Annotated in this window: 13 protein-coding genes and 1 riboswitch; of the genes, 10 read left to right on the forward strand and 3 right to left on the reverse strand. The window is 49.2% G+C overall.

The features are described from left to right. Positions 1-5 precede the first annotated feature (5 nt). Positions 6-806 (reverse strand): Cof-type HAD-IIB family hydrolase, encoded by an 801-nt coding sequence (locus NLX82_RS08530; RefSeq protein WP_023987642.1) that lies wholly within the window; start codon positions 804-806, stop codon positions 6-8. A gap of 162 nt (positions 807-968) precedes the next feature. Further along, on the reverse strand, positions 969-1,970 hold the full coding sequence (lplA, locus tag NLX82_RS08535) for a lipoate--protein ligase (RefSeq protein ID WP_023987643.1): 1,002 nt from the start codon (positions 1,968-1,970) through the stop codon (positions 969-971). Between the two features lie 159 nt (positions 1,971-2,129). Between lplA and cobD the strand changes: the two genes are divergently transcribed. The 10 genes from cobD to NLX82_RS08585 all read left to right on the forward strand — a co-directional run bounded on the left by cobD (position 2,130) and on the right by NLX82_RS08585 (position 12,589). After that, on the forward strand, positions 2,130-3,233 hold the full coding sequence (gene cobD / locus NLX82_RS08540) for a threonine-phosphate decarboxylase CobD (RefSeq protein WP_053324909.1): 1,104 nt from the start codon (positions 2,130-2,132) through the stop codon (positions 3,231-3,233). Further along, complete coding sequence (cbiB, locus tag NLX82_RS08545; protein ID WP_254347797.1) at positions 3,223-4,194, forward strand: adenosylcobinamide-phosphate synthase CbiB; 972 nt, start codon at positions 3,223-3,225, stop codon at positions 4,192-4,194. Before cobD ends, cbiB begins: the two co-directional genes overlap by 11 nt. A 38-nt stretch (positions 4,195-4,232) precedes the next feature. Beyond that, positions 4,233-4,991: a histidine phosphatase family protein gene (locus NLX82_RS08550; protein WP_370671146.1), complete on the forward strand. Its 759-nt coding sequence runs from the start codon at positions 4,233-4,235 to the stop codon at positions 4,989-4,991. A gap of 121 nt (positions 4,992-5,112) precedes the next feature. Then, positions 5,113-5,306, forward strand: a riboswitch (cobalamin riboswitch). Positions 5,307-5,513: 207 nt separating this feature from the next. Further along, on the forward strand, positions 5,514-6,521 hold the full coding sequence (locus tag NLX82_RS08555) for an ABC transporter substrate-binding protein (RefSeq protein ID WP_023987647.1): 1,008 nt from the start codon (positions 5,514-5,516) through the stop codon (positions 6,519-6,521). Then, positions 6,518-7,564, forward strand: coding sequence for a FecCD family ABC transporter permease (locus NLX82_RS08560; protein ID WP_023987648.1), 1,047 nt, complete (start codon positions 6,518-6,520; stop codon positions 7,562-7,564). Before NLX82_RS08555 ends, NLX82_RS08560 begins: the two co-directional genes overlap by 4 nt. Beyond that, a complete protein-coding gene (locus tag NLX82_RS08565; protein WP_053324912.1) occupies positions 7,561-8,394 on the forward strand; it encodes an ABC transporter ATP-binding protein in 834 nt (277 codons plus the stop codon). The genes NLX82_RS08560 and NLX82_RS08565 overlap by 4 nt, the downstream gene beginning before the upstream one ends. A gap of 43 nt (positions 8,395-8,437) precedes the next feature. Beyond that, complete coding sequence (gene cobT, locus NLX82_RS08570) at positions 8,438-9,508, forward strand: nicotinate-nucleotide--dimethylbenzimidazole phosphoribosyltransferase (RefSeq protein WP_068939920.1); 1,071 nt, start codon at positions 8,438-8,440, stop codon at positions 9,506-9,508. Continuing rightward, positions 9,505-10,071 carry a bifunctional adenosylcobinamide kinase/adenosylcobinamide-phosphate guanylyltransferase gene (cobU, locus tag NLX82_RS08575; protein ID WP_053324914.1) on the forward strand — a complete coding sequence of 189 codons (567 nt, stop codon included), beginning with the start codon at positions 9,505-9,507 and terminating at the stop codon, positions 10,069-10,071. The genes cobT and cobU overlap by 4 nt, the downstream gene beginning before the upstream one ends. Continuing rightward, positions 10,068-10,937, forward strand: coding sequence for an adenosylcobinamide-GDP ribazoletransferase (cobS, locus tag NLX82_RS08580; RefSeq protein ID WP_023987652.1), 870 nt, complete (start codon positions 10,068-10,070; stop codon positions 10,935-10,937). The genes cobU and cobS overlap by 4 nt, the downstream gene beginning before the upstream one ends. A gap of 38 nt (positions 10,938-10,975) precedes the next feature. Next, on the forward strand, positions 10,976-12,589 hold the full coding sequence (locus NLX82_RS08585; protein WP_254347808.1) for a cobyric acid synthase: 1,614 nt from the start codon (positions 10,976-10,978) through the stop codon (positions 12,587-12,589). 219 nt (positions 12,590-12,808) lie between these two features. Here the strand turns inward: NLX82_RS08585 and NLX82_RS08590 are convergent, their stop codons facing one another. Further along, a complete protein-coding gene (locus tag NLX82_RS08590; RefSeq protein ID WP_023987654.1) occupies positions 12,809-14,509 on the reverse strand; it encodes a methyl-accepting chemotaxis protein in 1,701 nt (566 codons plus the stop codon). Positions 14,510-14,741: the final 232 nt, after the last annotated feature.

A 14,741-nucleotide genomic window follows, 5' to 3' on the forward strand; every position in this document is an offset into this window, starting at 1 on the left:
TTTGCTTATTCAACATTGAGTACGAATTTGTCGATGGCGTGCTTAACACCGTCTTCGTTATTGCTACGAGTGATGTAATCAGCCAGCTTTTTCAAATCAGGAATGGCATTCTCCATCGCTATGCCGAGACCAGCACATTCAAGCATTTCATGGTCGTTCCAAGAGTCGCCGATAGCAATCGTTTCCGACAGTTCACAGCCAAAATGGTTTGCAAGGAAGGTAAGCGCATGGCCCTTGGTGCCTTCATGATGCATAATTTCCAGAAAATGAGGCTTGGATTTTGTAATGTGAACTTCATTGCCAAGCAGTTCGCGAAGTTCAGGAATTAATTCATCCAACACTTCCGGCTCGTCGATGATCAGCAGTTTAGGAGCCGGCTGCTCTATAACTTTACTGAATACAGGCTCTACAAAATATTCCGTGTTGTTCAGTTCCGTGTAATCTTTGATTTTCTGATTATCTTCACGTGTGTACAATTTGTCATCTATATACGTTTGCAGATGCAGATTGCGTTCTACGCAGAATTCATACAGGCGACGTGCAGCCACGAGTGGAACATAACGCTCATACAGCACGTTTTCGTCCAGCAGGTTTTTAACCAAAGCTCCTTGGTACGTAATGATTGGCACGTTCAAACCAGTCTGACGAGCAATTTTATGTGCAGAGGCATAAGCTCGTCCAGTAGCGAGGGTAACCACCACACCTTTCGCTACAGCAGCTTCTAATGCCTGTTGTGTCGCTGGTGTAACTTCTTTCTGGTCGTTAATGAGTGTATCATCAATATCAATGGCAATTAATTTATACATATCGGTATTCTCTCCTTTATCTCTATCATGGGGCAATGTTAAAATTGTATCTTATAATATTCAAAATGACAATATCGCAATGAAAAGGGGACGGCCCCTATAAGAGCCTGTCCCCTTATAACCACTGAAGTATTGGCTTGAAACGATGGGAAAAAGTAACGGTTAGTCTTCCAAAAATACAAGTCCAACAAAATCGTCCAGCTCAATATTACCAAAATAGTGCTTCAAATCGAGAGAGGATAAGGCTTGACGTACCTCACCTTCATCATAGCGCTTGCCACGCAGGATATTTTCAATATCAGCAACGTCACCCACGCCGAAGAAATCCCCATAGATTTTAATATCACGGATATAGCCTTCCTTAAGATCCATGCGGATATCAATAATGCCGACTGGAAATTTACGTGTGTGCTTGATATTGCTCTCGGGGGATAGACCGTAGTTCCAATCCCACGATTGGTAGCGTTCTTTGGATATTTCATGGATTTTGGCCCAATCGGTATCGGTGAGCTTATATTGAGGTACCTGATCCAATTCTGCACCGAATATGAAACGCAGCAGTTCCTCGCGAAATTGCTCTATGGTCATCTCACGGTCCATCAGTTCGCTGATGTTAGCCACGCGACTGCGGACGGATTTAGTGCTTTTGGATTTGAATTTTTCGGGATTGGCATGCAACGATGCAGCCACATTGTCCAGATTCAGGTTAAACATCAATGTACCGTGGCTGAACATCCGTCCGCGTGTGGCAAATTGGGCGTTTCCTGAAATTTTACGTTCTCCGACCTGTAGATCGTTGCGGCCTGTCATTTCAGCTTCTACTCCCATTTGGCGCAGAGCATCAATCACGGGTTGCGTAAATTTGAGGAAATTATGAAAGGACTCCCCGTTATCCTTGGTAATAAAGCTGAAATTTAAATTACCGAGGTCATGATATACAGCACCGCCGCCGGACAGGCGACGAACGACTTGAATATTGTTATCTCTGACAAACTCGGCGTTGATTTCTTCAATAGTGTTTTGATGCTTGCCTATAATAATAGAAGGCTGATTAATGTAAAACAGCAAATAGCTGTCGTCCAGCGGTAGATGCTTGAGCGCGTATTCCTCAATGGCAAGATTAATGGCTGGATCGTGTATCCCCTGGTTGTCGATGAACAGCATGTCCATTCCTCCGTATATAAACTGTGTAATTTATGTGTGCCTCCTTCTATTGTAACCCAAGTGAGCCATGTACAAAAGCTCATTTGCATTGACGGGACGCAAAAAGCAGCCTCATAATGGAGCTAAATGATTGGAAACGGCCGGAAAGGATGAGAGGTAATGATAGAGGTTTACGGTCATGGCGGGGACAGGGAAACAGCTGCGGCGACATTCGGCGGAGCTGCTGCGGATTTTGTAGATTTTAGTGCAAATATTAATCCGCTTGGTCCACCACCGGAGGTGCTTGAGGCGCTGCAACACTCATTTGACACTGTGATTCGCTATCCAGACCCTGGGCATCGGAATTTTAAAAATATGCTCGCACGGCGACTGCATGTTCCACCGGAGTCGTTAAGTATCGGAAACGGAGCGGCTGAAAGTATGGCGCTCCTGCTATTGGGACTGGCTCCTAAGCGTGTGGGTACAGTGGAGCCGTGTTTTTCAGAATATGCGGAGCTGGCTGGCAAATTCGGAGCTGAGGTCAACCGGGTGTACGGGAAGGCCTCGCTTCAATGGAAGGCGGACGTGGAGGACATCCTTCAGCTCATGGAGCAGGTAGATGTTTTGTTCCTTGGGCAGCCGAATAATCCAAACGGTGTGCAATATGGTAAGCAGGAGCTGTGCGAACTGGCAGAAGCGGCTGGCAAAACGGGTACCGTGCTGGTGGTGGATGAAGCATTCATTGATTTTATCCCGCTGGAACGGCGAATCTCACTACTGCCTGTGCTGGATCGCTATCCTCATGTGATTTTGATCCGGTCAATGACCAAATTTTATGCCATTCCTGGCTTGCGATTGGGCTATGCGATTGCTCATCCGGACTATATCCGGCGAATGACGGCCAAACAGGTGACCTGGAGTGTGAATGGATTGGCGTTGCTGGCTGGGGAGGCGTGTTTGAGAAGTGGGCAAGCATATGAGCACCAAACACAGGAGCTGATTGCTACGGAGCGCAACCGCCTGTTGACCGCCTTGGCGGAATGGGGCTGCGGTGTTGTTCCCGGCGAAGCCAATTACGTGCTGGCAAGGGCGCCGGGTACGTGGAGCGCATCGGCGATTCAGCAGGCGCTTGGACAACGCGGAATTCTTATACGTAGCTGTGCTATGTATCCGGGACTGACGACGAGTCATTTTCGGATTGCGGTCAAGGATGCAGAAGCCAACGACAGGCTGCTGTCTGTATTGGGTGAAGTGCTGGAGGAGGAGCAGCGGCGTGACAGTTAGCTTGATTATCCTGGTAGCCTATCTTTTGGACAGGCTGATCGGTGACCCGAGGTGGTTGCCGCATCCAGTCATCGGTATGGGACATGCCATTTCAGCATTGGAAAAAGCGATTCGCCGCCAGGCCCGAAGTGACCGGGGGTTGAAACGTGCGGGTATACTGCTTCCACTCATTGTGGCGGGAGGCTCCTTTACGCTCGCCTGGGCGCTATTGCACTTGCTTGCCTGGATTCATCCGTGGTTGTCTGTCGGCGTAGAAATGGTGCTGATTGCGACAACGATTGCTTCCAAAGGACTAAAGGACGCAGGAATGGCAGTATACCGAGCGTTGCAGGCGGATGACCTTTCTGCGGCACGGCGGGAGCTGGGCATGATAGTTGGGCGGGATACGCAACAGCTTGATGAGCCTGAGATTGTACGCGGTACGGTTGAAACGGTCGCTGAAAATATCGTGGACGCGATTATTTCCCCGCTTTTTTATGCCCTGATCGGGGGAGCACCCTTGGCGCTGGCTTATCGTGCTGTGAATACGCTCGATTCCATGGTTGGCTATAAAAATGAAAAGTATCTGCATTTAGGCTGGGCTTCAGCACGTCTGGATGATGTCGCTAACTACATTCCGGCACGTCTGACAGCGGCAATGCTTGTGGTAGCGGCGTGGATGTACAAGCGAGATGCTGCAAGAAGCTGGCGCACAGTCAAGCGAGACGCTCGTCTGCACCCAAGCCCGAACAGTGGCTTCCCGGAATCGGCTGTTGCTGGTGCACTGGGGATTCGTCTTGGAGGCTATAATGTGTATCATGGCGTGCGCTCCTTTCGTGCATACATGGGCGATTGGATACGACCGCTAGAGTCGAAAGATATACGGCATACGATCCAGCTGATGTTCGCCGTGTCCAGTATGTTTGTAGGATTGTGTTTGTTAGGAGCCGCAGGTTGTTTTGCCTTGGGATGGGTGCGGTGAGGAGTGACACACTGAATAATGATCGAGCAGGAAGTGACATGATCTTGAAACAAGATATAGCAGCAAAAAGGACAGTAGAATACGCACAAAGTCCGAACTCACAGGAGGATAAGGTGCCGTATGATGCTAAAGAAGATCTGCATTGGGACATGGAACTTGTGTTAGTTCGTCACGGCACAACCTTATGGAACAAGGAACGTCGATATCTAGGACACTCCGACTTAGGTTTGCTACCGGGAGCAGAGCAGGAATTAAAGCCTTTGCAAGAAAAATTGCAAGGGCAGTCCTTTGCTCGAATCTATTGCAGCGATTTAATGCGATGTCGCCAGACCTTGCAGATCATTGTGCCGGAATCAGAATTGACGTCTGGAGGTTCCCTATCTACTATGTCTCCTATGATGGAACCACGTCTGCGAGAGCTTCATTTTGGTGAGTGGGATGGAAAAACGTATGACATGCTCAAGGATGTGTCGTTGTATCGCGCTTGGATTGATGAGCCGCAACGGATAACCCCTCCTGGAGGAGAGTCTTGGGCAGATTTTGTGAATCGTCTACGGAAATTTCTTGACTCTCTGTATGAATGGCGTGTTGCTATGGAAGTTCAACCCATGGATTTGACTGCTGCGCCACCCTCTGTTTTGGTCGTTACGCATGGTGGCGTAATTCGTCAGTTAGCTTGCATGCTGATACCGGGCCATGATTTTTGGAGTTTGAATCCGAAGCCGGGAGAAGCATTTAGGATTCAATTGAGGCTGGCAGGACGGCACAATTACATAGCAGAAATGCTTCCTCATTAGGTTAGACACCTGCGGATAAAGAGGCAGTTTGGGTTGTAAGCCGCCTCTTTTTAACCTATAATCATCAAGTAAAAGAACGGCTTGACTACCACTTATCAAATATCCAGCAGACGAGGTCGGCGCAGCGTGATGAAACTATGGTTTCCCTTGCCTGCGCTGTTAAAAGGGAAGTCGGTGTGAGTCCGGCGCGGTCCCGCCACTGTAAATGGAAACATGCCCGTTAGTCCTGCTTTATGTGCTACTAAGCATATGAAAGAATTTCAGGACATGCATTTTACCATAAGTCAGGATACCTGCCCGTCCGCCTGTCACCATAGTCCTTCGAGGAAAGGATGACGTGTTCGCAGTGACTGTCCATGCGGAAAGAAGCTGCCGCCTGCGCACGATCTGCGCTAACGTGGCCCCTGTGTCCTGATATGAGGATGCGGGGTTTTTTTGATAGGAAAAGAAGGCTGGATTTAGAAGATATCTGATGATGTTCAAGTAACGCTCTTAACGATTTTTTATGAAGGGGTGCAAATCATGGCAGGAAAAAAAATAAAGGTTTGGACAACAGGTCTATTGGTTCTGATTTTGGCAGTTGTGCTGAGTGCATGTGGAGCTAATGGGAAAAATGCTGAAAATAAAGAGAACCAGAATTCTTCACAGCAGCCGGGACAGACCGTAACCGCACAAGAGCCTCCGGGCAAAACAGTTTACCCACTCACGGTTAAGGATACAACAGGACAGGAATTTACATTCAAAAAAGCGCCGGATAAAATCGTTTCCGTCTCCCCGGCAGAAACCGAGGCGCTGTTCGCCATCGGGCTGGATAAGGAAATTGTTGGCGTCTCCGACTACTCTGATTACCCGGAAGCAGCTACGAAAAAGCCTAAAGTGGGCGGTATTATGAAACCGAACGAAGAGGCGATCATTGCTGCTAACCCGGAAGTCGTTTTTGCAGGGATATCACTTAGTGAACAGGCTACGACCAAGCTGCGCGACATGGGAATTATGATTTTTAAAACGGAACCGAAGACAGTTGAAGATGTCATGGCTAACATCGAATTGTATGGGAAAATCACCGATCATCAGAAAGAAGCGAGAGCGGTGACTGACAAGATGAGAGCAGATGTAGCTGAAGTGAAAGAAGGAATTAAAAATATCGGTAAAGGTCAGAAGCTGCGGGTATACGTCGAGTTTTCACCAGGCTGGACAGTTGGTAAAGGCGAGTTTATGGACGAGCTGATCACGTTAGCGGGCGGCGAAAATGTAGGTGCCACGCAGAAGGGGTGGTACCAAATTAGTGAGGAAAATATTATTGCTGCGAACCCTGACGTGATTTTGTACAGCAAAAGTGTCAAGGACGACAAAACTGGTCAAACGCTCGGCGAAATCATTAAAGCTCGCAGTGGATGGGATCAAATATCGGCTGTTCGCCACAACCGGGTATTTGCCGTGGATGATAATTTGATTAGTCGTCCGGGTCCACGCGTAACGGAAGGTCTCAAGGAAGTGGCCAAGGGCGTGTATCCTGAAATTTTCAAATGAACCGTAAACTGATCGGCTTTGGAGGAACAGGTCTTGTCCTGCTGTTACTGACGCTACTGCTCTGTCTTGGCATCGGCTCGGCCAAGCTTCCGGTCAGCCAGATCACGGGCATTCTGGTTAACCACCTTCCATGGTTAGGCGATACGTTTACACCGGATTGGAATACATCCTCAGAGCAGATTATTTTGAAGGTTAGATTGCCACGAGTGTTACTGGGAATGTTGGTAGGAGCAGCGCTGGCGCTGGCTGGAGCCGGATTTCAGGGTGTGCTGCGTAATCCTTTGGCTGATCCGTATACACTGGGGGTATCCTCGGGGGCTTCAGTAGGAGCGGCAGTACTGATTTATTGGGGCCTTCAATTTTCATTTGTTGGCATATGGACGCTGCCGCTAGTGGCATTTACGACCGGAATGCTGACGCTGTGGATGGTGCTGACGTTGGCACGGGAAGGTGGAAAAATTCCGACACAAAGTCTCATTTTGTCGGGTGTGGTGATGCAATCCTTTCTGGGGGCGGTTGTTTCCTTTCTGACAGCCATGTCGAAGGAGACGGTCAATGAAATATTGTACTGGACGATGGGAAGTCTTAGCCTGCGCGGTTGGTCATATACAGGAATCCTTTTACCTTATGTGGTCATAGGACTGGTATTTCTATGGAACCGGGCACGTGTGCTGAATATTTTGGCTTTGGGTGAACGTCAGGCGGCTCACATGGGAGTTCATGTAGATGCGACGAAGCTATCTGTTCTGATCATTTCCACGCTGCTGACAGCAGCCGCTGTCTCGGTATGTGGAGTGATTGGCTTTGTGGGACTCGTTGTACCGCATATCATTCGTCTGGTGACAGGGCCTGATTACCGGATGATTGTTCCATTATCTGCGTTCGGTGGAGCTATTTTTATGGCTTGGGCAGATACGGCGGCTCGCACGTTGTTAGCCCCCACGGAAATTCCTCTGGGCGTGATGACGGCCTTTGTTGGGGCACCGTTCTTCGCATATCTCCTGTACCGGAACAAGAAGCTGCGCAGGGGGGAAATGCTGTGACAGAACAAAGTGAATCACAGAAGGTACGTGATCGGGCGTTAGAGGTAGCGGGTCTAACACGTGCCTATGGAGAGTTCCATGCGTTAAAGAATATAAGCTGGAGCGTCGACGAAGGAACTTGGTGGGGGATTATTGGTCCGAACGGCAGTGGAAAATCCACCTTGCTGCATTTGCTTTCCGGTGTAGATCAGCCAACTTCGGGAAACGTTCATATCTATGGCAAAAAGGTCGGTAGCTACAGCAGAAAAGAGCTTTCCCGACTCATAGCCGTACTCCAACAGGAAGGGCTTCCTCCAGTGGGATACACCGTCAGGGAAGTCGTAGAAATGGGACGTTTTCCTCATCAGGACTGGCTAGGCAGGGAAAAGGGTGTTGATGTGGAGGCGATCACGGATCGCGTGCTAGAGCGATTGGGTCTTACCACGCTGGCGGACAGAGCATTGGACCGCTTGAGTGGGGGACAGCGACAGCGTGTAGCTTTGGCAAAAGTAATGGTGCAGGAGCCACGAATATTGCTGCTGGACGAGCCTACGACCTATCTGGACTTGCGCTATCAGCTTGAATTTATGGAACTGTTGGCAGATTGGCGCCAAGAAACGGGTGTGACGATTATTGCGGTCTTGCATGATCTTAACTTGACAGCCCAATTTTGCGAAGATTTGCTTGTACTCAAAGATGGAATGGTTGAAGGATTGGGAGCTTCATCGAAGTTATTAACCGAGGATCGGATTCGACGAGTATACGGTGTTGAGCCTGTGATGCTTCCGCATCCCGATAGCGGTGTGCCGCAGCTCTTGCTGCGCAGGAGTGCTTCGGATACAGCAGATTAAATAAACGATGAAACACACTTAAAAAGAGCAGGGAGTGGAAGTTATGAACAACAAGCTGCGTCAGCTGATCGATAGCATTGCCCAGCCGGATGGGGTGGCGGCCTCGGCAGCTTCAGCCCATTTGGACCAATTAACAAAGCCACCGGGAAGTCTTGGAAAGTTGGAAAGTGTGGCCATCAAGCTAGCAGGAATTACAGGAGTGGACAAGCCTGAATTTGATCGTAAAACGGTTATGGTCATGGCTGCGGATCACGGGGTGTGTGAAGAGGGAGTCAGTGCCTTTCCGGCTGAGGTTACACAGCAAATGCTGTATAACATGCTGTCAGGTGGCGCGGCAATTAATGTGCTGGCACGCCATGCGGGCGCAGATGTCAAGGTGGTAGATGTTGGCGTGAATGCGGATGTCGCTCACGCGAATCTGGTGGACCGTAAGGTACGCATGGGTACTTCGAATATAGCTAAAGGGCCAGCGATGCTGCGTACAGAAGCGGAACAGGCGGTTTTGGCCGGAGCAGAAGCCGTAGCAGAAGCGGTCAAAGGTGGCACACGGCTATTCGTTACCGGAGAGCTGGGCATCGGGAATACGACAGCCAGCGCTGCGGTCGTATGTGCTCTCACCGGACTGGAGCCGGAAGTTATCGTAGGCCGGGGGACGGGTGTAGATATGGCTGGGCTTACCCGTAAAATATCGGTTGTCTGCCGCGCATTGGACGTGAACCAGCCAGATGCAAATGATGCGCTCGACGTGCTCACTAAGGTCGGCGGTCTGGAGATTGCCGCCTTGGCAGGAGTCATCCTCGGGGCAGCCGCACATCGCTGTCCAGTCGTGTTGGACGGCTTTATTTCAGGCGCAGCCGCCCTCGCAGCGCGTGCACTTGCGCCTGCTAGCGCTGCGTACATGCTCGCTTCGCACGCCTCGGACGAGCGCGGGCACGCGGCGGTGCTCCGCCAGCTCAAGCTGGAGCCCATGCTTTATTTGGACATGCGGCTCGGGGAGGGCACAGGCGGTGCGCTTAGCTTGCACCTGATTGATGCGGCGTGCCGCATTATGCGCGAAATGGCGACCTTTGCCGATGCAGGCGTATCGGACGGTCAGGGAGCCGCGCAGCGATGAAAGCGCTCGTGACTGGCGGGGCACGCAGCGGGAAAAGCGGCTTTGCCGAGCGATTATGCATGTCGCGCGCGCCTGGCGCCTGCTACATTGCAACGGCGCAAGCCTATGACATGGAGATGAAGGAGCGCATCGCCCTTCATCGGGTCCAGCGCGAGTCTGCCGGATACGACTGGCAGACGCTGGAGGAAGCGCAGGCGCTGCCGGAGCTGCTGCGACGGCTTGGCGGCGATCAAGCGTCGCAGCCATCACCCGCGCCTATGGTGCTAGTCGACTGCCTGACCCTGTGGCTGTCGAACGTGCTGCTGGCCGCAGGCGAGGACGGCGAAGCTGCGTCCAGAGCTGCCATTAATGAACTGGCGGCAGCTGTGGAGCAGTATCCGGGGCAGCTCGTCATCGTGACCAACGAGGTTGGTGACGGTATTGTGCCCGAATATCCGCTTGGTCGGCTGTATCGGGATTTGAGTGGGGTAATGAATCAGCGGATTGCCCGTCTTTGTGATGAAGTATTTTTGGTGACGGCGGGCATTCCCGTAGAACTCAAACAGTTGGAATATAAGCTATGAGCCGCGAACGTCAGGCTGTTGCTGCGGCTTTTCAATTTTTAACGCGTCTTCCGGTGAAGGCGGAATTGGATTTTTCCCCGGATTTGCTTAAACGCAGTGCAAGTTATTATCCGCTGGTCGGAGTGGTTATTGGCATCATTGTCTGGGGCTTTGCGGCGCTTACTTCTATGGTGTTGCCGCCGTTGCCGTGTGCGATTCTTACGCTTGTTGTCTGGGTTTGGTTGACGGGCGGATTGCATTTGGACGGGTGGATGGATGCGGCTGATGCCTTGTTCAGCTACCGATCCCGTGAGCGGATGCTGGAGATTATGAAGGATAGCCGTGTAGGAGCAATGGGCGTTATTGCTTGTGTGTTGCTACTCATGCTCAAGGCTTCTTTGCTGTATACAGTGTTGGTTGAACGGAATGTGTCTGGCTTACTGCTGCTTCCGATGGTTTGGAGCCGCTGGTTTATGGTACATGCAATGAAGCGCTGGCCTAAAGCCCGTAATGATGATGGGCTGGCTGCGCGTTTTGCTGATATGAGTGGTGGCCGCGTAGGGTTAGCCGTATTCTGGGCTGTATTAGTGACCCTGAGTGCTGCCGTAGGACAATATCTTCTGGCAGGTTTGGCTACAGCAACAAGGGATACTGGGAATCTGTCGTTGGCAGGATCAACCATACAGACGTTCCTTTCATATTCTGAGAGCCTTCCAATCTCGATAGGCTTTGTGTTGATTCCGGTCTTGGCTTACGGTGTTGGAACCTTCACGGCAAACCGTATTAACCGCCGCTTGGGTGGACTTACGGGAGATATATACGGAACTTTAAACGAATTGCTGGAGACTGTTTTATTGTTGTTTATTGTAATTTTGTACGGGTTGTGACCAGATTTGAAATGAATTCGTTAAAGGGGAAGAGGCAATTGTCAACTTTCGAACCGTCCTGCACGAACCCGGCAGCCGTATTGATGCTTCAAGGAACAGCGTCGGATGTGGGCAAAAGCGTGGTGACAACTGCGCTTTGCCGTATTTTTACGCAGGACGGATATCGTCCCGCACCGTTTAAGTCGCAAAATATGGCGTTAAACTCTTATGTTACCGAGGACGGCAAGGAAATTGGACGCGCTCAGGGGGTGCAGGCTGAGGCCTGCGGTATTGAGGCCACGACTGACATGAATCCGATTCTGATTAAGCCAGTCAAAGATATGCACTCACAAATTGTTGTACACGGTGTACCTTATGCCTATATGAGCGCCTCAGATTACCGGAAGGATTTTTTGCCAAAAGCCAAACAGACCGTTATGGATGCTCTGAATCGGTTGCGTGATACCTATGATATTGTCCTTATGGAAGGGGCAGGCAGCCCGGCAGAGATTAATTTGAAGGACCGAGATATCGTAAATATGAATTTGGCAGGTTGGGCGGATGCACCAGTGTTGCTTATTTCAGATATCGACCGGGGCGGTGTTTTTGCCTCTCTCGTAGGAACCATCGAGTTACTGGAACCCCATGAAGTACAGCGCATCCGCGGATTTATCATTAACAAATTCAGAGGTGATCTGTCTCTGCTTCAACCGGGATTAGACTGGCTGGAAGAACGGACGGGCATTCCTGTACTCGGTGTATTGCCCTATCTACCAGACATTCGCATTGAAGCAGAGGATTCGGTAGTACTGGACAAGAAGCCCAAGCAATCTGCAAAAGATAAAGAACTGGATATTGCGGTGATACGATATCCGCGGATTTCCAATTTTACGGACACGGATGCTCTGGCCGCAGAGCCGGATGTGAGTGTTCGTTATGTCACAGAAGCCGGACAGTTGGGCGTACCGGACGCCATTATCTTACCGGGGACCAAAGACACTATTGGAGACCTGCTGGAATTGCGTGAGAGAGGTCTGGAGAAAGACATTCGGCAGGCTATGAATACTGGACGCACACAGCTAGTTGGCATTTGTGGAGGTTATCAGATGCTGGGTACAGCGCTATTTGATCCCGAAGCCGTCGAATCTGGGTTGCCGCAGCAGGCAGAAGGGTTAGGTTGGCTGGCTCTATCCACGACCTTTTTAAAGGAAAAGCAAACCGTACGCGTACAGGGAACCCTGTCTAATCATTGCCCGCTTTTGCTTGCGCCTGATTCGGGTTCTGCCTCTAAGCCAAGCATTGAAGGCTATGAAATACATATGGGCGTTACGGAGTATGTTACGGAACCATACGCACCTATAGATAAAACTTTAAGCCTAAGCGAAATGAAAAGGCTATTCCATATCCGGCGTGGCGAAGGAACAGCTTTTGAGGAAGGCTGGGGTACGACAGACGGTAAAGTATGGGGAACCTATTTGCACGGTGTGTTTGATAATGACCGTTTTCGCCGGTGCTGGCTGGATGGATTGCGACAAGCTAAGGGCTTGGCACCTTTAAAAAGCACTTTTACTGTACGTGAAGCCAAGGAACGAGAGTTTGACCGTGTCGCAGAGGTGGTACGGGCTCATTTAGATATGGAGCAAATTTATCGTATTATGGGAATGAATTCATAAACTTCATGGATGATTATTAAAATCGCTTTTAAAAAATAAAGAGGTATCTCTACAGCCATTTTCAAGACTGTGAGATACCTCTTTTTATTCAGGATTTTGCAAAATTCGATTCCAGTCGCTCTGAAGTGCAAGATATAGACGAACTAAACCATTTCGATCTACATCTTGTCCATTGGAAGTCGCTTATGGGATTTTTGCAAAATCCTCTATTGTATCGGCTTACGTAATTTTAAATTTTTGAACTGCCTTTTGCAGCTCGGTTGCTTGTTTGCTTAATTGGCGAACAACCTCGCTGTGGCTTTCCATTTCATTTAGTTGCTCATCGGCGTTAAAACCGATTTCTTGAATCATATGCTGTGCATTGGCAGCGATGAGAGCTGTCTCTTCCACGGAAGCAGATACTTCCTCCGAGCTGGCGGATACTTGCTCCGTTGCTGCAGATACCGTTTGAATCGTGGCATTGATCTTTTGCATAAGCTCACTTAGCTGGTTAAAGGCTGAGCTCGCTTGTTGAACCATTTCCGTTCCCGAATGAATTTCACGGCTAACCTGGGTCACAGAGTCCACAGATTGTTGCGATACTTCTTGAATGGTAACCAAATAGTCAGAAATTTCTTGTGTGGCTTCTTTAGATTGCTCGGCAAGCTTGCGTACTTCTCCAGCTACTACGGCGAAGCCCCGTCCATGTTCGCCCGCACGGGCAGCTTCAATGGAGGCATTCAGGGACAACATTTGAATTTGCTTCGTAATATCGAAAATAGCCGAAACGATACTGCCAATGGCTTCTGAACGCTCATTCATACTATGGATGTATCGAAGCGATTCATCGGCAGCATGTCCTACCTGTGACATTTGAGCTACAGCTTTTTGAGCGAGCGTATTACCGTTAACCGTTTCTTTCGTTGCTTCACTGATTTGATCGGATACATCATTGGCAGAGGAGGCGATGTGCTGAACACCTTGAGCGATTTCCTCCATAGCCTGTGCATTTTCAGCAGCAGTTGTAGCTATGCTGGTACTGCCCTTTGCTACTTCCTCTGCGGCAACTGTAGAGTCCTGCACTTTTACACTCATAGCCTCAGTCCGACGAAGCAGCTCGTCCGATCCTTCAACAACCGCACCGGATGTAGAAAGCACATGGCCGATCATTTCTTTCAAGTTATGAGACATTGATTGGAAGCTGCGGGCAAGTTGGGCAATTTCATTGACTCCATGAACTTTCGCTTCTTGTGAAAGATCACCTTGAGCGATTTTTTCGCTATGACGAACCAATTCAGCAATGGGTTCTACAACTTTACGTATCACGAGGGTAGAAATAATTCCGCCCAGCAGGAGCGTTGCCACTGTAATACCTATGCAAATCCATAAAATTTGTTGGGATTTTTCCTGTACGAATCCGACATCTTCGTTCACACCCAGAACTAGATTACTACCCGATATAGCAAAGAAGGCGGTTTTGTGTACTCCGTACGAATCGCTGTAAATTTCACTGATATTCATCTCGCCTTGTTTTGCTTTTTTAATATCCTCTACAGGAATGAGTGCATCCTTGACCTTGTATACTGATTTTACATTCCTTGCGACGACTTCGGCTTTACCATCCTTTACTACTGCGATATATGCCGATTCTAATTTGAGAGTATCGACCTTGTCCTGAAGATAGGATTCCATCTGTATAGCGGAGCCGGAATCAGAACCGCTTCCTTGTTGGGCCTGAACCGCTAAGGAAATATTGAGATCCTGATACACATTTTTAGCTCCAGTTTCTAGCAATTGGTCTACTTGAGGCATGACACTGTTATTAATGATACTCATGGATATTGCATAGAAACTGATGCTGAACAAAAGGGATGCAAAGAGCTGAATCAGCAAAAACATAATTCGTAATTTCGCGCCAATGGAACGATTAAAACTCTTCATGAAAATTCTCCTCTCACATGATGGTAATAAAATCAGACGAATTCCCCTGCTTGATGTAGGCCGCTTGTCCAATAAGATACTAGACACGCCATGATCTACTTGTTTTCCTCTCCTTGCTTGAAGAAAAGACTGAAAATGTTCGGATTCTATGTATATTTCAGCTGTATTCAAGGGACAAGAATGTGAAAGGGAAGTAATCCATGATTTACTAAAAAGTAGGTTAGACCTATTT

The sequence above is a fragment of the Paenibacillus sp. A3M_27_13 genome, from assembly GCF_024213315.1.
Lineage (GTDB): Bacteria > Bacillota > Bacilli > Paenibacillales > Paenibacillaceae > Paenibacillus > Paenibacillus polymyxa_B.